This window comes from Roseateles albus, from assembly GCF_028595345.1.
Classification (GTDB): Bacteria; Pseudomonadota; Gammaproteobacteria; order Burkholderiales; family Burkholderiaceae_C; genus Paucibacter_A; species Paucibacter_A albus.
On the sequence record NZ_JAQQXT010000001.1, the window covers coordinates 475,854 to 492,846 of the forward strand.

The 16,993-nt window shown below is 62.1% G+C and carries 19 protein-coding genes; 2 read left to right on the top strand and 17 right to left on the bottom strand.

Annotated elements, in window-relative coordinates:
- Window positions 1-7: 7 nt before the first annotated feature.
- From PRZ03_RS01955 to PRZ03_RS01980, 6 genes are read right to left on the bottom strand one after another with little or no spacing between them, the layout of a single operon-like run.
- Window positions 8-496 carry an LPS-assembly lipoprotein LptE gene (locus tag PRZ03_RS01955; RefSeq protein WP_273598777.1) on the bottom strand — a complete coding sequence of 163 codons (489 nt, stop codon included), beginning with the start codon at window positions 494-496 and terminating at the stop codon, window positions 8-10.
- Between the two features lie 8 nt (window positions 497-504).
- On the bottom strand, window positions 505-3,162 hold the full coding sequence (gene leuS / locus PRZ03_RS01960) for a leucine--tRNA ligase (RefSeq protein ID WP_273598778.1): 2,658 nt from the start codon (window positions 3,160-3,162) through the stop codon (window positions 505-507).
- Between the two features lie 55 nt (window positions 3,163-3,217).
- Window positions 3,218-3,634, bottom strand: a complete 417-nt coding sequence (locus PRZ03_RS01965; RefSeq protein WP_273598779.1) for an ExbD/TolR family protein — start codon at window positions 3,632-3,634, stop codon at window positions 3,218-3,220.
- Window positions 3,635-3,639: 5 nt separating this feature from the next.
- A complete protein-coding gene (locus PRZ03_RS01970) occupies window positions 3,640-4,296 on the bottom strand; it encodes a MotA/TolQ/ExbB proton channel family protein (protein ID WP_263534886.1) in 657 nt (218 codons plus the stop codon).
- A gap of 5 nt (window positions 4,297-4,301) precedes the next feature.
- Window positions 4,302-5,108, bottom strand: coding sequence for a 4-hydroxy-tetrahydrodipicolinate reductase (gene dapB, locus PRZ03_RS01975; RefSeq protein WP_273598780.1), 807 nt, complete (start codon window positions 5,106-5,108; stop codon window positions 4,302-4,304).
- Window positions 5,105-5,668 carry an outer membrane protein assembly factor BamE gene (locus tag PRZ03_RS01980; protein ID WP_273598781.1) on the bottom strand — a complete coding sequence of 188 codons (564 nt, stop codon included), beginning with the start codon at window positions 5,666-5,668 and terminating at the stop codon, window positions 5,105-5,107. The genes dapB and PRZ03_RS01980 overlap by 4 nt, the downstream gene beginning before the upstream one ends.
- Before the next feature lie 104 nt (window positions 5,669-5,772).
- Here PRZ03_RS01980 and fur point away from each other — a divergent pair, with 104 nt between their 5' ends.
- Window positions 5,773-6,201 carry a ferric iron uptake transcriptional regulator gene (gene fur / locus PRZ03_RS01985; RefSeq protein WP_263534883.1) on the top strand — a complete coding sequence of 143 codons (429 nt, stop codon included), beginning with the start codon at window positions 5,773-5,775 and terminating at the stop codon, window positions 6,199-6,201.
- Window positions 6,202-6,300: 99 nt separating this feature from the next.
- Here fur and hprK read toward each other — a convergent pair whose 3' ends face one another.
- The 3 genes from hprK to hpf form a co-directional block, all read right to left on the bottom strand.
- Window positions 6,301-7,263 carry an HPr(Ser) kinase/phosphatase gene (hprK, locus tag PRZ03_RS01990; RefSeq protein ID WP_263534882.1) on the bottom strand — a complete coding sequence of 321 codons (963 nt, stop codon included), beginning with the start codon at window positions 7,261-7,263 and terminating at the stop codon, window positions 6,301-6,303.
- A gap of 28 nt (window positions 7,264-7,291) precedes the next feature.
- Entirely contained in the window at window positions 7,292-7,762 is a 471-nt protein-coding gene (locus tag PRZ03_RS01995; RefSeq protein ID WP_263534881.1) for a PTS sugar transporter subunit IIA, read from the bottom strand.
- A gap of 267 nt (window positions 7,763-8,029) precedes the next feature.
- Window positions 8,030-8,383 (bottom strand): ribosome hibernation-promoting factor, HPF/YfiA family, encoded by a 354-nt coding sequence (hpf, locus tag PRZ03_RS02000; protein WP_263534880.1) that lies wholly within the window; start codon window positions 8,381-8,383, stop codon window positions 8,030-8,032.
- 474 nt (window positions 8,384-8,857) lie between these two features.
- Here hpf and corA point away from each other — a divergent pair, with 474 nt between their 5' ends.
- Entirely contained in the window at window positions 8,858-9,832 is a 975-nt protein-coding gene (gene corA, locus PRZ03_RS02005; protein ID WP_273598782.1) for a magnesium/cobalt transporter CorA, read from the top strand.
- 18 nt (window positions 9,833-9,850) lie between these two features.
- Here the strand turns inward: corA and PRZ03_RS02010 are convergent, their stop codons facing one another.
- From PRZ03_RS02010 to PRZ03_RS02045, 8 genes are all read right to left on the bottom strand, one after another.
- On the bottom strand, window positions 9,851-10,297 hold the full coding sequence (locus PRZ03_RS02010; RefSeq protein ID WP_273598783.1) for a nuclear transport factor 2 family protein: 447 nt from the start codon (window positions 10,295-10,297) through the stop codon (window positions 9,851-9,853).
- A complete protein-coding gene (locus PRZ03_RS02015) occupies window positions 10,294-11,079 on the bottom strand; it encodes an SDR family NAD(P)-dependent oxidoreductase (RefSeq protein WP_273598784.1) in 786 nt (261 codons plus the stop codon). Before PRZ03_RS02015 ends, PRZ03_RS02010 begins: the two co-directional genes overlap by 4 nt.
- Before the next feature lie 7 nt (window positions 11,080-11,086).
- A complete protein-coding gene (locus PRZ03_RS02020) occupies window positions 11,087-11,632 on the bottom strand; it encodes a DUF3833 domain-containing protein (protein WP_273598785.1) in 546 nt (181 codons plus the stop codon).
- The gene (locus PRZ03_RS02025) at window positions 11,629-12,891 is read right to left on the bottom strand and encodes an MFS transporter (protein ID WP_273598786.1); all 1,263 of its coding nucleotides are present in this window, start codon (window positions 12,889-12,891) and stop codon (window positions 11,629-11,631) included. Before PRZ03_RS02025 ends, PRZ03_RS02020 begins: the two co-directional genes overlap by 4 nt.
- The gene (locus PRZ03_RS02030) at window positions 12,884-13,330 is read right to left on the bottom strand and encodes a chalcone isomerase family protein (RefSeq protein WP_273598787.1); all 447 of its coding nucleotides are present in this window, start codon (window positions 13,328-13,330) and stop codon (window positions 12,884-12,886) included. Before PRZ03_RS02030 ends, PRZ03_RS02025 begins: the two co-directional genes overlap by 8 nt.
- 125 nt (window positions 13,331-13,455) lie before the next feature.
- Window positions 13,456-14,676 carry an SAM-dependent methyltransferase gene (locus PRZ03_RS02035; RefSeq protein ID WP_273598788.1) on the bottom strand — a complete coding sequence of 407 codons (1,221 nt, stop codon included), beginning with the start codon at window positions 14,674-14,676 and terminating at the stop codon, window positions 13,456-13,458.
- 16 nt (window positions 14,677-14,692) lie between these two features.
- The gene (locus PRZ03_RS02040) at window positions 14,693-15,511 is read right to left on the bottom strand and encodes a DUF1365 domain-containing protein (protein ID WP_273598789.1); all 819 of its coding nucleotides are present in this window, start codon (window positions 15,509-15,511) and stop codon (window positions 14,693-14,695) included.
- Window positions 15,508-16,857, bottom strand: coding sequence for an NAD(P)/FAD-dependent oxidoreductase (locus PRZ03_RS02045; RefSeq protein ID WP_273598973.1), 1,350 nt, complete (start codon window positions 16,855-16,857; stop codon window positions 15,508-15,510). Before PRZ03_RS02045 ends, PRZ03_RS02040 begins: the two co-directional genes overlap by 4 nt.
- Between the last annotated feature and the right edge of the window lie 136 nt (window positions 16,858-16,993).

Here is a 16,993-nt window from a genome sequence, read left to right on the forward strand (position 1 = left end):
TGGGGCCTCAGCTAGGCAGGCGCACGGCGCCCAAGCGCCGCATCACCTGCGCAACCGCGTCGGACTGCATGGCGCGGTAAAGCTGGGCTTCTTCCTGCTCCTTGCCCAAGGCGTCGGTTTCGCGGAAGTTCATTTCGCGCACCATGCGCAGCTCGGTGCGCGGCAGCAGCAACTCTTCATTGGGCGTGCGCAGCATGAAGTCGAAGTTCAGGCGCAACTGCCACTCGCGCACTTGGCCAGCGGTCGTGGACACCACCGCCGAGCGTTCGCGCACATCCTTCAACACCACCAGCACCAGCTGCGCCTTGTTGGCGTCTTCCACCACCACCACCGAGGTGCGCGACAGCTGGCGGCGCAGCTCGGCCGCCATCGGTGAATCGGGCTTGATGCCGCTGATCGCCAGGCTCTGGAACAGCAGCTCGGGCTCACGCCGCGGCGCGAAGCCGCAGCCCGTCAGGCTAATGCCCAAAGCCAGCAAAAGATGTCGACGCTGCATAAGCCGCTTCAGACGACCAGATTGACCAAACGGCCCGGCACGACGATGACCTTCTTGGCCGGCTTGCCCTCGGAGAACTTGATGAAGTCCTCATTCGCCAAGGCGGCCGCTTCGATCGCAGCCTTGTCGGCGCCGGCCGGCACGCGGATCGCGCCGCGCAGCTTGCCGTTGACCTGCAGCATCAGCTCGATCTCGTCTTGCACCAGCGCCGCTTCATCAACCGATGGCCAGGCCGTGTCGAGCAGATCACCCAAAGCATCGCTAAAGCCGAGGTCTTGCCAGAGCGTATGCGCGATATGCGGGCAGGCCGGGTAAAGCAGGCGCAAGAGCACCGAGAAGCCTTCGCGCACGGCCGCGTCTTGGCCTTGCGACTTGAAGCCTTCCAAGGCGTTGAGCAACTTCATCGCGCCCGACACCACGGTGTTGTACTGCATGCGCTCGTAGTCATAGCTGACCTGCTTGAGCACCAGATGAACCTCGCGGCGCAGCGCCTTGCCGTCGCCGTTCAAAGCGGCGAAGTCGCGGCCGCCGGTCTTGATCGCCGCTTCTTGCTTGATGGCAAAAGCCCAGACCCGCTTGAGGAAGCGGTGCGCGCCTTCGACGCCGGCATCGTTCCATTCCAGCGTTTGCTCGGGCGGGGCGGCGAACATCACGAACAGGCGGGCGGTGTCGGCGCCGTATTGGTCGATCAAGGCCTGCGGGTCGACGCCATTGTTCTTGGACTTGGACATCGTCGTCAGCTCATACTCAAGCGGCAGGCCATCGGCCTTGAGCTTGCCGCCGACGATCTGGCCATGGGCGTTGAGTTCGACCTCGACCTCGTCTTCCCAGTAATAGTTCTTGCCCGCGTCGGCCGGCTTGCGCGAGAAGGCGCCCTTGAGCACCATGCCTTGGGTCAGCAGCTTGGTGAAGGGCTCGTCGATCTTGACCAGACCCAGATCGCGCATCACCTTGGTCCAGAAGCGCGCATAGAGCAAGTGCAGGATCGCGTGCTCGATGCCGCCGATGTACTGGTCCATGCCGGGGCTGCCATTGCCGGCGCCGCCCATCCAGTAGTCGGTGCCTGCGCCGACCATGGCGTCTTTGTTCTGTGCGTCGCAATAACGCATGAAATACCAGGACGAATCGACGAAGGTGTCCATCGTGTCGGTTTCGCGCTGCGCCGGCTTGCCGCATTGCGGGCAGGCGACGTTCAGAAAACCGGCATGCTTCTTGAGCGGGTTGCCGCTGCCGTCGGGGATGCATTCCTCCGGCAAGACGACCGGCAGATCCTTCTCGGGCACTGGCACCGCGCCACAGTCGGCGCAATGGATGATGGGAATCGGCGTGCCCCAGTAGCGCTGGCGGCTGATGCCCCAGTCGCGCAGGCGCCAGGTGGTTTTCAGCTCGCCCAGGCCCTTGGCGCCGACCAGCTCGGCGACCTTGGCTACGGCCTCTTTGCACGTCAGGCCGTCCAGTTCGCCGGAGTTGATGCAGACGGCGCGTTGCTTGTCGCCATACCAGTCAGCCCATTTGGCCAAGTCGTAGCTCTCGCCCTCGACCCCGACGACTTGCTTGATAGCCAGGCCGTACTTCTGTGCGAACTCGAAGTCACGTTCGTCATGCGCGGGCACGCCCATTACGGCGCCATCACCGTAGCCGATCAACACATAGTTGCCGATCCATACTTCGACCTGTGCGCCGGTAAGCGGGTGCGTTACGAACAGACCGGTGGGCTTGCCCTTTTTCTCTTGCGTGGCGAGTTCGGCTTCGGTCGTGCCGCCGCTCTTGCACTCAGCGATGAAGGCGCTCAACTCAGCATTGCCGGCGGCCGCATGCGTGGCCAGCGGATGCTCGGGCGCCACGGCGCAGAAGGTCACGCCCATGATGGTGTCGGCACGGGTCGTGAAGACATACATGCGGCCGTCCTGGATCAGCGCGCCGTCGGCGCCTTTGATCTGGTGCGGGAAGGCGAAGCGCACGCCTTCGCTCTTGCCGATCCAATTCTCCTGCATCAGGCGCACGCGCTCGGGCCAGCCGCTCAGATAGCTCTTGTGCGTCGGGTCTGCCACGGCGCCGAGCAACTCTTCGGCGTAGTTGACGATGTTCAGGTAGTAGCCGGGGATCTCGCGCTTTTCAACCGTGGCGCCGGAGCGCCAGCCTTTGCCGTCGATCACCTGCTCATTGGCCAGGACGGTCTGATCGATCGGATCCCAGTTGACGACTTGGGTGCGGCGCTCGGCGATGCCGGCGGCCAGCATCTTCAGGAACAGCCATTGGTTCCATTTGTAGTATTCGGGCGAGCAGGTGGCGATTTCGCGCGACCAGTCGATGGCCAGGCCCATCGATTGCATCTGCGACTTCATGTAGGCGATGTTGTCGTAGGTCCATTTGGCCGGCGGCACCGCGTTCTTGATCGCGGCGTTTTCGGCCGGGAGGCCGAAGGCGTCCCAGCCCATAGGCATCAACACGTTGTAGCCCTTCATGCGGAGTTGGCGCGCCAGCATGTCGTTGATCGTGTAGTTGCGCACATGGCCCATATGCAGTTTGCCGCTGGGGTAGGGCAGCATCGAGCATGCGTAGAACTTGGGCTTGGTTTGATCCTCGGTTACGCGGTAAGCGTCACGGGAATTCCAATATTGCCGCGCGGCGGCTTCGATCTCGTTAGGTGCGTACTTTTCGTTCATACGCAAATTGTAGGGGCAGGCCCGTGGCTGGCCGTGGGTACGGCAGCCTCAGGTCTTATTGCGGCGCTTCGGTGACGAAGGCGATGCGGCTCAAGCCGGCGGCTTGCACCCAGCCGATCAACTCGGCCACCTGGCCGTAAGGCACCTGTTTGTCCGCACGCAGTTGCACCTCAAGCTCTGCGTTGGCGCGGCCCAATTCGCCGATGCGCTGCCGAAATGTCTGCGCAGACAACTTTTCTTCGCCCAGGTAGAGCCCGCCATCCGGTGCCAAAGAGACGGCAATGAATTTGGGTGCATCGGACGGCGTCGCCGCTTCACTCTTGGGTAAGTCCAGTCGCAGCGAGGAGCTCATCAAGGGCGCAGCGATCATGAAGATCACCAGCAGCACCAACATGACGTCGATCAGCGGCGTCATGTTGATCTCGCCCATCGGTTTGGGTCGCTCGGTGCGCTCTAGCCTGCCGAATGCCATCTGGCTTAGTCCGCGATGCGGTCTTGTTCCAACATCTCGCGCAGATCATGCGCAAAGCCTTCCAACTCGGCCTCGCAGTCGCCGACCTGTTTGCCGAAGATGTTGTAGGCCAAGACGGCCGGAATCGCCACCGCCAAACCAGCCGCCGTCATGATCAAGGCCTCGCCAACCGGGCCGGAAATCTTCTCTATCGTGATATTGCCGCCGGCCGAGATGCTGACCAAGGCGTGGTAGATGCCCCAGACGGTGCCAAACAGGCCCACAAAGGGCGACACGCTGCCGATCGAGGCCAGCAGTACTTGGCCGAAGTGCAAGCGCCCCAGCACCCGGTGCAGCGCGTCGCGCAGGCGGCGGGTAAGACGTGATTCGCGCTTGCCCGCCGCTTCTAGCGTGCCACTGGGGGCGGCTTCGGTGGCAGCGTCCAGCAGCGGCAGCAAAACCGCCTCGGCATCAAATGCTTGTAGCGCCGCCCGGCCGGCAGCAATATCGGCAGCGGCCCAAAACGCCGGCACCGCCTGCGTCATGCCTTGACGGGTGCGGCGCAGCGTCCAGCTCTTCCAAAAAATCACGACCCAGGCGCTGACCGACATCGACAGCAGCAGCAAGGCGACCGCGCGGCCGACGTCGTCACTTTGGCTCCAGAATTCGCTGAATCCCGTCATGTCATTTACCTCGGCAAGCCCAGCACGTCGCTCATGTCGTACAGCCCGGCCGGGTGAGTGGCCAAGAAGCGGGCTGCCCGCAAGCTGCCTTGCGCATAAGTGACGCGGCTGCTGGACTTGTGGCTGATCTCGATGCGCTCGCCGGTGCCGGCAAACAGCACGGTGTGGTCGCCGACGATATCGCCGCCGCGCACGGTGGCAAAACCAATCGTGGACGGGTCGCGCTCGCCGGTGACGCCTTCGCGGCCGTAGACTGCGCATTCCTTCAGGTCGCGGCCCAGCGCAGCGGCGACCACCTCGCCCATTTGAAGCGCGGTGCCGCTCGGCGCATCGACCTTGTGGCGGTGGTGAGCTTCGATGATCTCGATGTCGTAGCCTTCGTTGAGCGAGCGGGCCGCCATGTCAAGCAAGCGCAGCACGACGTTGACGCCAATGCTCATATTGGGCGCCATCATGATGCCGATATGGCGCGCGTGTTCGCCGATCAAGGCCTTCTGAGCTGCGTCAAACCCGGTGGTGCCGATGACTGCCTTGACGCCCAACTCTCGGCAGACCGCCAAATGGGCCAGCGTGCCTTCGGGTTGGGTGAAGTCGATCAACACATCGGCGCCCTTCAGCGCGGCATGCAGATCGTCCGTCACCAGCACGCCGCTGCTGTGGCCCAAGAAGCCGCTGGCGTCCTGGCCCAGGGTTGGGCTGCCGGGGCGATCCAAGGCGCCGTGCAGTTGGCAATCAGCGCTGTTGACGACCGCTTCGATCAGCATGCGGCCCATGCGGCCCGAGCAGCCCGCGATGGCAATGCGCACAGTCATTTCGCGGCCTCCAGTGGCGGGAAGCTGCGCTGCGCACCCATCGTTTCTGCGGCAGGCGTGGCCGGTTTGACGGGTACGGGCAGGGCTTTGCGCTCTTCTTCGGTCAGCGCCAATTTGGGCGTGTCGCCGCGCAACTCGCGGGTGTTGATGGCGGTCACGAAGTCGTTCTCGGACGGTAGGTCCGGCGGCAAGTCGAGTTGCTTCAACACATCGCCGTCAAACCAGGCGACGACCAAGCGCTGCTGGGATTCGATGCCCTGGCGTCGGATCGTGAATACATAGTCCCAACGGTTTTCATGGAACACATCGGTCAGCAAGGGTGTGCCCAGCAGGTCGCGCACCTGCGCTCGGCTCATGCCTGGCTTGACCTTGGCAACCTGCTCCTTGGTCAGCACATTGCCTTGCACGATGTCCATGCGATAGGGGCGTACCAGGCCGAAAACCTTGTCGCCCGACACCGACGGGAAGCCAGAGCAAGCGGTCAGCAAAGTGGTCAAGGCAGCGGTCAGCGCAAGCAGACCCAGGCGAATTGGCGAGGCGGTTCTTGAATTCGGGTGCATGTGCGATTCTGTCGGGGCTGGGGCTGCTGGATAAAGCCGGAGCTGGCTATGATCGGCCCATTCTAGCGGCAGGCCCACGGTGGGCGACGCCCACCCCATCAAGCATGAACCGGACCGAAGAAATCAAGAACAGCGGGCTGAAGGCCACGTTGCCGCGTATCAAGATTTTGGAAATCTTCCAAAAGACCACGCAGCGCCATATGACCGCGGAGGATGTCTACAAGGCCTTGCTGACCGAGGATGCCGACATCGGTTTGGCCACCGTTTACCGCGTGTTGACGCAGTTTGAGCAAGCCGGCTTGCTGTCACGCAATCATTTCGAGTCTGGCAAATCGGTGTTCGAGCTCAATCAGGGCAATCATCACGACCATTTGGTCTGCCTGACTTGTGGGCGGGTCGAAGAGTTTTTCGATGCCGAAATCGAAGAGCGCCAGCATTCCATTGCACGCGCCCGCGGCTTTGATTTGCAAGAACATTCGCTGGCGCTGTATGCCAGCTGCATCAAGACGGATTGCCCGCACCGCAATAGCTAGGCTGGAAAACGTCCGCAATCTAGTTCCTGCTGACCCTTTTTGCGGGGTGCCGCGAAAGGGTCAACTCTCCGGCCTTTTTTGCGGAGTACCGCGAAAGGGTCAACTCTCGTCGAGTTGACCCTTTTCAATCGCGCGCTGATGGCGCTCAACGAACTCGCGGTAGGTGTCGATCCCGCGCAACTGCAGCACGGTGTTGCGTACGGCCGCCTCGACCAGCACCGCCAAGTTGCGCCCCGCGTCCACGGCGATGATGACCTTGCGGACGGGCGTGCTCATCACTTCCTCATACAGCGGCTCGTAGGGCAGGCGCTCGAAATCGCGCTCCATGGTTTCTTTGCGTACCAGGTGCACGATCAATTTGAGCCGCATCTTGCGGCGCACCGCGGTTTCACCAAAGATGGCCTTGATGTCCAGCAGGCCGATGCCGCGAACCTCCAGCAGGTTCAGCAGCAGTTCCGGGCAACGCCCTTCGATGGCTGTCTGCGAGATGCGGAACAAATCCACGGCATCGTCGGCCACCAGACCGTGGCCGCGGGAAATGAGCTCCAGCCCCAATTCGCTTTTGCCCAAGCCTGATTCGCCGGTCAGCAGCACGCCCAGGCCCAAAATGTCCATGAAGACGCCGTGACGGGTCGTGCGGTTGGCAAACAAATGGGCCAGATAGGCGCGCACCACGTCGATCACGTGGCCGGCCGGCTCGGCCGTCACAAACATCGGTATCTCGGCTCGGTCACACATGGCCACCAAGCGGTCCGGTGGCGATTGGTCATCGGCCACGATGAGAACCGGGGGTTCCAGGGTGACGATGCGGGAGATGCGCCGGTCCAACACCTCGCCGATGGCTTCGCTCAAATAGGCCACCTCACGACGACCGACGATCTGCACGCGGTAGGGGTGGATGTAGTTGAGGTAACCGACCAGATCGGCGGCAGAGTGTGCGTCGCGCACGGCGGCTTCGTCGAAGCGGCGTTCGGGGTGCGCGTGACCAGCAATCCACTCCCAACGCAGCGACTCCCGATGTTCTTCAAAGAGGCGGTCGGCGCTGATGGAGGTGGGTTTCACTGAATGTGGGTTCTCGGTCTTGGTTTGATCAGGCGACCGACTTGAGTGGCTGCCACGCAGCAATCAGGCCGTGCAGGGTGGCCGCGTCAGTCTCGGATTTGAGGCGCTCGCGCAAATCGCGATCCGACAGCATTTCGGCGATTTCCGACAGTATCTCCAGGTGCCGCTGGGTTGCGGCCTCGGGCACCAACAGGAAAATCAACAGGCCGACGGGCTCATCGTCCGGCGCGTCGAAGCCAATCGCTTGTTGAATTCGCAGAACCGCCGCGAGAGGGTTTTTCAGACCTTTGATGCGGCCATGGGGAATAGCCACGCCGTGACCGAGGCCTGTAGAGCCCAAGCGTTCGCGGGCAAACAGATTGTCGGCAACCAAGGCGCGCGAGATCGCATGGTGGTTCTCGAACAATAGCCCGGCCTGCTCGAAAACTCGTTTCTTGCTTGAGGCGTCCACATTCACCAGCACATTGCTGGTCGGGAGGATGGCGGCGAGACGGTTCATGGTGTCAAAGCGTCGATTCAGGCTTGCGACCTTGGGCGAAGCGCTCCTTCAATATCTAAGCGCTGAATTATAGAAAGCAAGGGAGATCATGGGGGCTTGATGCGCGTGTAGGGGTGAACATTCGCACATATCGCTGCTGCACAGCAACAAATTTTTGTAAATAGAGAAAGCTGACAGGGTGGTTTGCTTTCGGAATACAAAAAGGCGACCCGCAGGTCGCCTTGCTTGAGAGTTCAGGCCGACTCAGCCTGACCCTCGCTTATCGAATCAGGAATCCAAGCCCTGGCTGGGTGTTTCCAAGCGTTTGGCGGATGCGTGATGATGATTTTGCAGCCTGTCCTTGTGTCGGCAGACTTGCCGGTCCAACTTGTCCATCAATTGATCAATGGCGGCATAGAGATCTTCGGCAGCATGTTCAACGAAGATGTCGCGTCCCTTCACGTGCACGGTGACTTCGGCCTTTTGCCGACGTTCCTTTTCCTTTTGCTTCTCCACGGTGAGCAAGACGTTGATGTCAACGACTTGGTCAAAATGGCGGGTCACTCGGTCGAGCTTTGTAAGTACATACTCACGCAGAGACGGTGTTACTTCCAAATGGTGGCCACTGATTGTCAGGTTCATAAAGCCTCCTTTCACAAGGGGAAATCGAGAAGACAAAAAACAAAACACAAAGAACGAGTTGATTTATTGCTGGGTCGCTGGATTCGGCTTTGGGAGTGGATCGGTGAATTCAGTTTGCACCGGAAGAGCTTTCGTGACAAGTCCTTTACGAGTTTTGGAGTGCTCATAGTCCGTTCTACTTTGTCGCTGACAGATGAGCCGGTTTGTGTTGGGCGCAGTTTTTGCGGGTCAATCGTTTGATTTACAGCCAGTTTGAGTCACGGGCCGCGCCTGCTCGGTGATAATTGCGGCATTCCAGCTACGGAGCCTTTTCTTGGACAGCGATCACCCTAGGTGACCGTCCACACCATCGCCTGTCGGTCCAGATTGATGCAATCAGCCGATTGTCCGGAGTGAGACGGTCCCACCCCCCATCCACTCCCGGACGGCGAGCCCGTCCAGACTCAATGCGGCGCAATGGCGCTGGAGATCTGCATGCTGAATGTTTTCACGCTCGACAACGGCCGCCTGAAGGGCGGGCTTTTCCAAGAAGAAATTGAATCTGCCGAGGATTTGGCGCAATCGCGCCCGGTATGGGTTGATCTGGAGTTGCCCAGCGCCGAGGAAAAAGGCTGGATCAAGGATCGCTTCGGCCTGATCATCCCGGAAGACATCGTTGACGAAGACTTGGAAGAGTCGGCGCGTTTTTACGAAGAAGACAACGGCGAGTTGCACATCCGGTCGGACTTTTTGATCGATGACGATGCCAACACGCGCAATGTGCGCGTCGCCTTCATCCTGCACAACAACGTGCTGTTTTCGATCCATAACGAAGACTTGCCGGTGTTTCGCCTCTTGCGCCTGCGCGCAAGGCGCATCCCCGCCTTGATCGAAGACGCCAAGGATGTGCTGCTGAAGCTGTATGACGCCGACGCCGAATATTCGGCCGACATCCTGGAAGGCATTTACGACAAGCTGGAGACCGTCAGCGCGCGCGTGTTGAAGAAGGACGTCAATGATGCCGAGGCCGGCGAGGTGCTGTCGGCGATTGCGCGCGAGGAAGACTTGAACGGGCGCATCCGCCGTAACGTGATGGATACGCGGCGCGCCTTGAGTTTCATGATGCGCAGCCGCATGCTCAATGCCGAGCAGTTCGAGGAATCTAGGCAGATTCTGCGCGACATTGACTCGCTCGACTCGCACACCGCCTTCTTGTTCGACAAGATCAACTTCTTGATGGATGCGACCGTCGGTTTCATCAATATCAACCAGAACAAGATCATCAAGATCTTCTCGGTGGCCAGCGTTGCGCTGCTGCCGCCAACGCTGATTGCCAGCATCTACGGCATGAATTTCAAGTTCATGCCCGAACTGGACTACGCCTGGGGCTATCCCTTTGCGCTGGGTTTGATGGCGGCCTCGGTCGCGGCCCCCTTCATTTACTTCCACCGCAAGGGTTGGTTGCGTTGATTCGGCAGCCGCCGGTGATCAGACCTTTAGGCGGCGTTTGATCAAGCGCAGCAAACCGCCCAGCAGCGGCAGCTTCTCGTAGAACTCTTCGGCCGCGTCCCAATAGTCGCGGTGGTAGGCGATGCGACCGTCGGCGGCAAAGCGCAGGTGGCTGCTGCCGTGAATATGGCGCTGCTGCGTTTGGCCCTTGAGCCTGAAACTGAAGTCCCAGGTCAAAAAGCATTGCTGGTTTTGAACCAGACAGTCGAGTACCTCGAATCGCGGCGCGTCCAAGGCTTCAAACATATGGGCAAAGATGCGCTGCACACCGATCAGGTCGCGGACTTCGTTGAAGGGGTCTTTGAAGAAGGCCTGCTCGGTGTAGTGCCGGCCCATCCACTGGACATCGTCCGCGCTGAGTTGTTCAAAAAAGCGGATCGCGGCCGCGGCGCGCGGATCCGGTGGAGCTTCGGCGTGAGGATTCATGGTTGAATGAATTTTCTGATCACTGCAAAGTAAGCCCCATGACCCAACAGGCGCAGGGCCTTGAGCCATAAGGTGAATCTTTTGGGGAAGTGGATCTCGAATTTGCCCTGGCCCCAACCCTTGATGATGGCGGCCGCTGCGACGTCTGCGCTGATCAGGGCGGGCATCTTGAAGTCGTTCTGCGCGGTCAACGGTGTTTCGACAAAGCCCGGGTGTATGACCGACACACCGATGCCTTCCGAGGACAAATCCAGGTAAAGCGCCTCGGCCAAATGGCTCAGCGCGGCTTTTGAGGGGCCATATGCCAGTGACTTGGGCAGTCCACGGAAGCCCGCCACACTGGAGATGAGGCTGATATGTCCGCCGCAGCCTTGATGGGCTTGCAAAAGCAGTTGCGGCAGCAGGGCGTCGAGCAGATTGAGCGCGCCGACATAGTTGACTTCGATATGCCGCTTGGCCTCGACCAGCGAGTAGCGTTGCGCACTCATCGCCTGGTAATAGCCGGCGCAATAGACCGTCAGATCGATACGGCCGTGGCTACGCACCACCGACTTGGCCGCAGCCTTCAGCGCCTGCTCATCCAAGACATCCAGGGGCAGGCTCAGGCTGCCGGGATGATTTGCCGCGAATTGTTGCAGCAGATCGGCCTGGCGGGCCGACACGATCACGCGCGCGCCGGCCTGATGCAGGCTGTGCGCAAGGGCCTGGCCGATGCCGCTGGAGGCACCGACCAGCCAGACGATGCGGCCCTGCCAGTGGGTAATCTTGGGGTTCAGCGACATCGCAGGCTCAGAGCTTCTGGAAGGACAGCGTCACTTGGCCCAGCTCGAAGCCGAACTTGCTCATGCGTGCCTTGTTGAGCATCACCTTGTCGTCGATCAGGTACATCCAGTCGTCAAAATCGACCTCGTAGACCTTGCCGTCCACCGGCACCTTGAGCGTGTAACTCCAGCGCAGGGCGTTGCCGGCGGCCACGCCGGTGGCCGTACCGACCACATCGCCGGCCGTGCCGCTGTAGCGCCCGTCGCCCAGGTCCTTGATGGTCCAGACGCGCCGTTCCTTGGCGCCGTCGCTGTATTCGAAGTCTTCTTCCAGCACGCCGGTATCACCTTCCCAGCTTCCCTTGAGTTTGACGGTGAAGCGCCGCTTCACTTGGTCGCTGCGGTCGGTGAAGATGCCGTGGGCCTGCAAGGGACCGTTCAAATAGTTGCGCAGTTCCAGTTTGGGCGTTTCCTGCGCGTAATCGGCCGGACTGGGCGGTGCGGCGCAGGCGCTCAGCAAGAGGGCCAAAGCGCCGAATTTGAGAGCCCAGAAAAATTTGAACAGCAGCTTCATGTCAACTCCTCGGCGCCTTTGGGGCGTATCCAGAACAGGTACAGCAGGCCGGCGGCCAGCAATTTCAATACACAGGGCAATAGGCAATAGGCCAGCGTGAGTGCGCGCAAAGCATCGGCGTCGCGCCGGCCGGGGGCGTAGTCCAGCGCCTGCAGCAGCGGCAGACTCAAGCCGGCGGCCAGCGCCAGGTTGAGCTTGGTGGCCGCATTCCACCAGCCAAAGAAAGCGCCTTCGGCCCGCCCGCCATAGCCCGCCGCGTGCACCACGCGGGCCAACATGGCGCCAGGAATGGCCAAGTCGGCGCCGACGGCGAAGCCGCTGGCCACGCAGATCAAGGCAAAGGCCAGGCTATCACCGGCGCCCAAGGTGGCCGCCCAGGCAAAAGCCGCCACGGCTAACAGCATCGCCAAGCCCCAGCTGCGCGCCTGGCCTATGCGGGCCACCATGCGCAGCCACAGCGGCAAAGACAGCGCCGCCGCAATGAAGTACAGGCCCAGAAAGGCGCCTTCCCATTGCGGCGCTTGCAAGCGGTCTCGGACGAAAAACAGCAAGAGGCTGGCCGGTATCGCGGCCGCGATGCCGTTGAGCAGAAACACCGCCAGCAGCCGCCTGAACGCTGCCGACTCCCAGACTGGAACGGCTTCAACACTGGCTTCAAGCCGCAAAGCCGGCGCACGTGGGGCCAGGCGCAGCAACAACAGGCCCAGCAGCAGGGCCGCGCCCAGGGCTGCAGCCGTGACCGGTAGGCCGAGCAAACCCGGCAGCAAGCTGGCGCTGATCACGCCCGCAAGCGCGAAGCCCTCGCGCCAGGCGACCACCCTTGTCTGCTTGCCGGCCGAGCCGCCCAGGCGTGCGCCCCAGGCTTGGTGCATCACGCTCAGCAAGCTATAGCCAAGATAGGTGAGCATCAGAAAAGCGCCGCACCAGAGCAGCAAGGCGGTCTGCCCGCGCCAGGGCGGGAAGAACAGGCCCACAAAGCCCAGCAGCAAGAGCGTCGCGGCGGCCGCCATCAAGGGCATGACGCGGCTCGCGTGCTGATTCAGCCAGCGGTCACACAAGCGTCCGATCCAGGGGTCGATCAAGGCGTCGGCCAAGCGCGCGCCCAGCAGCAGCGCGCCCAGCAAGGCCAGCGGCATGCCGAATTCTTGGGCGTAATGGGCGGGCAGGGTGATGTACAGCGGCAAGGCCACAAAGGCCAGCGCGAAGCCGAGTGCGCCATAGCGCGCGCCGGCTGCGGGGCTCAGCGTCGGTTCAAGCACCACCGGCTGCGCTACCCAATAACTGCTTGCGCAGCTTGGGCTCGGACGTTTGCGGGGCCAGCCAGATGCCCATGAAGAGGCGGCTGAAGACCGGGTCTTTGATGCTGCGTTGCAGGCGGCCGTTGACGAAGAAATTAATGCCGGCGCCAGGTTCGTTGAGGCCGCTGATGCGGTCGCCCGCCTTGACGTCGGGGAATGCCGCCTCCATCTCGGCCAACCAGCGCTGGGCTTGTTCGCTGCCGATCTCGGATTGGCGGCGCATCTCGGTCAGCGAGCGTTTGGCGATCTCGGTGCCGCTCAAGCTGCGGGCGTATTCCAGCTCCAGTGCCAAAACCTGCTGCGGCCAGTTTTGCGCATCGACCGCGTCCTTGGCCCACAGCCGGATGTCGTAAATCAGTAGGCCGAAGAAGCGCATCTGCGCCTGCGCCAGCTGGCGCAAGTTCGCTAACTCCGGAGGCGCCGCCGACGCTGCTTCGCCGGGGCCTGCCAGACTGAATCGGGGTGTCAGTAAAGTCGAAGTTATGGCAGCGGCCCCGAGTTGGCATACGCGGCGGCGTTGCACGGCTAGTCCCTCACTAAAGTGAACTGCATCACATCGGTATTGCCGGCCGCGAAAGCGGCTTCGCAATAGGCCAGGTAGAACTCCCACAGGCGCAGGAAGCGGGTGTCAAAACCCTGCTCGCGCACGGCGCCCTCATGGCGCAAAAAGGCGTCGCGCCAAAGCTGCAAGGTGCGCGCGTAGTCTTGCCCAAAGGCGAGCTCATTGACGACCCGCAGGCCGGCTTTAGCCGCATGAGCGCGGAACTTGCTCGGGCTGGGCAACATGCCGCCGGGGAAGATGTATTGCTGGATGAAGTCGCTTGAGCGGCTGTAGCGATCAAACAAGTCATCGCGAATGGTGATGGTCTGGATGCAGGCGCGCCCGCCAGATTTGAGCTTGGCGTGCACGGTCTTGAAATAGCCATCCCAGTATTGCTGGCCGACGGCTTCGAACATTTCGATCGAAATCACCGCATCGAAGGCCGGGTCGGCGATGTCGCGGTAGTCCTGCAAGCGCAGGTCGGCTTTGGCGCTCAGCCCCGCATCCGCCATGCGACGCTGTGCCCAGGCCAGTTGTTCGCTGGACAAGGTGACGCCGGTCAGCGCCGCGCCAAAGTCGCGCGTGGCGGTCTCGGCCACCGCACCCCAGCCACAGCCGATTTCCAGCACCCGGTCGCCCGCTTGGACGCCGCATTCGCGCAAGGCGCGCTGCATCTTGGCCGTTTGCGCTTCGCTCAAGGATTGCTGGGCGCCAGCCTCGAACCAGGCGCTGGAGTAGTTCATGCTCGGGTCCAGCCAGAGCTTGTAGAAATCATTGCCGATGTCGTAATGGGCATGGATGTTCTTGCGGCTGCCGGCGCGGCTATTGCGCTTGAACAGGTGCCGAACGCGGTGCAGGGCCGCACCCCACCAGGAACCGAAGATCGCCTGGTCCAGACTGGCCCGGTTGCGGATGAACAGCTCCAGCAAGGCGCGCAGATCGGGCGTATTCCAGTGGCCGGCCACATAGCTTTCGGCGAAGCCGATATCACCCGAGCGCAGGCTGGCCGAGCAAACGGCCCAGTCGAGGATGCGAAAAGCCGCGCGCGGGCCATGGGTGTCGCCAAAGTGGGCGGTCGCGCCGTCCGGCATTTGCACATCCAGGCTGCCGTGGCGCAGATGCGAGAGGAGGCCGAACACGGTGCGGGCGGCCGCGGGCGCATCGTCGGGCAGGGCGAGGCGGTGTTTGAGGGTGGTGGAGTTCATACGGGGTATGGGCTCGTCAACGAGTCAACAGGGATTCGGGAGGGAGAGGCTTTGAGAAGAAAGGCACGCGCTTGATCCACAGCCGTAAGGCCTGCCAATGGATGCGTGCCAACACCAGCAAGCTCAGCGCCGGCACGGCGAAGAATGCCGCGCGAGCGCTGGCTTCGCTCAAGGCCTGTAGCTGGCCGCTGACGCTGGTCTGCAAGAGCAGCTCACCGTTGTCGTCTTCATGGTCCACGCGGGCAATGGTGCGCAGCCCGCCGGGGCCGCTGCTGTGCATGAAGCGAAAGCGATAACGGCCGGCCACCCGGCAAAACGGCGAGACATGAAACACCTTGCTCGCTTGCATTTCGCGCCCGAGGGCCAATTCAGGGCCTTGCAGCAAATAGTAGTGACGCTCGCCGAAAGTGTTGTTGACCTCGACGACGATGGCCGCCAACTCGCCGTTGGCGCGCTGGCAGTACCAAAAGCTGACCGGCTTGAAAGTGTGGCCGAGTACGCGTGGGTAGCAGTGCAGCCAAACCTCGCCGTCGGCGTCATGTACGCCTTCGCGCTGTAGCAGGGCATCCAGCCAGGCCAGGCAGTCGGGGCCGCCGTCGCCGTGGTCGGCATCGGCAAAACTCAACCAGCGGAGTGCCGCGAAGCGGGCATTGCGGTGCAGCGCCGGGCATGGCGAACGCCGCAGCGCACGCAGCGGCAGCATCAAAAAATAGCTGCGGTAGCTGAAACCATGCTGGGCCGGCTGCAAGCGCCGATGGCGCACTTGGCCGCGCCCAATCAGCGCTTGCTCGGGCCAGGCGGCGCTGCCGCTGGGCTGGCTGGCGGCGGGTTTCATGCGGTGCTCGCCGGGCCGGCGGGCTGTTGGGGCGCCTGCTGAGTCCAGCGCTCCAGCAATTGCTGGGCCACGCTCAGGCCGGAGAGCAGACCGTCTTCGTGAAAGCCGTAGCGTGTCCAGGCGCCGCAATACCAGACATGGCCTTCGCCCTGAATCAAGGGGAGGCGCGCCTGCGCGGCAACGGCCGGGCGATCAAAGACCGGGTGGGCGTAATCAAATTCGGCCAGGACCTGAGCCGGCGCCGGCTCCCGCACGGGGTTGAGCGACACCATCACCGCCTGCTTCCAAGGCAGCGGCTGCAGGCGGTTCAGCCAGTAATGCAGGCATACCGCACGCTGCTCGCTGCCGCTTTGTTGGCCGCCATGCTCATAGTTCCAAGCCGCCCAGGCGCGCTGTCGGCTCGGCATCAGCTGCGCGTCGGTATGCAGGACCGCGCGGTTCCGGTGGTAGGGAATAGCGCCTAGCACCTGCTGCTCGGCCTTGCTCGGCTCGGCAAGCATTCGCAGCGACTGGTCGCTGTGGCCGGCCATCACAACCTCGTCGAAGACTTCGACACCGCGAGCGCTGTGGATCTCCACCCCACCTTGCGCCAAGCGCCGCACCTGCTGCACCGGGCAGGACAGGCGGGCGTCGGCGATCCGGCTCAGCAGCTTTTCCACATAGTGTTTCGCCCCACCGCGCACGGTGTACCACTGCGGCCGGTTGGCGACCTGCAACAAGCCGTGGTTATGGCAAAACCGTATCAAGGTCGAGATCGGAAACTCCAGCATTTGCTGGGTCGGGCAAGACCAGATGCAGGCGACCATGGGCAGCAAATACCAATTCCTGAAGGCTTGGCCGAAGCCATGCTGTTGCAGGAAGTCGCCGATGGGTTGGGCCAGGGCGGCTTCACGACCTTGCTGGGCCAACTCAGTGCACAGGCGGTTAAAGCGCAGCAGGTCGGTCAACATGCCCCAAAAGGCCGGCCGCAGCAGGTTGGCGCGCTGAGCAAACACGCCGTTCAGATTGCTGCCACTCCACTCCAAGGGCTGATCCGGCACTTGCACCGAGAACGACATCTCGCTGGCGGCGACGTCAACGCCCAATTGCTTGAATAGCTCGATCAGCAGCGGATAAGTGCGCTCGTTGAAGACCAAAAAGCCGGTGTCAACGCCGTGGCGCTGGCCTTCCAGTTCGATGTCGACGGTATGCGTGTGACCGCCGAAATAGTCATTGGCCTCAAAGAGGCTGACGGTCGCCTGCGTACTCAGGGCCCAGGCCGCCGATAAGCCGGCAATGCCGGAGCCGATCACGGCGACGCGACGTTTTGGGCTGCTTCCGGGCGCTTGGACAGGTTGCGTGCACAGCTGGCTCAAAAAAGGCAGCAAGCCTTGCGCATGGCCGGCGCCGGTGGGCAGGGTTTCGCGTAATGCATTCACCCCGGAGTTGGGCAATGAAAAGGGGCTTGCGCTAGCGGCGCAAGCCCCTGGAATAAAAGTAGTC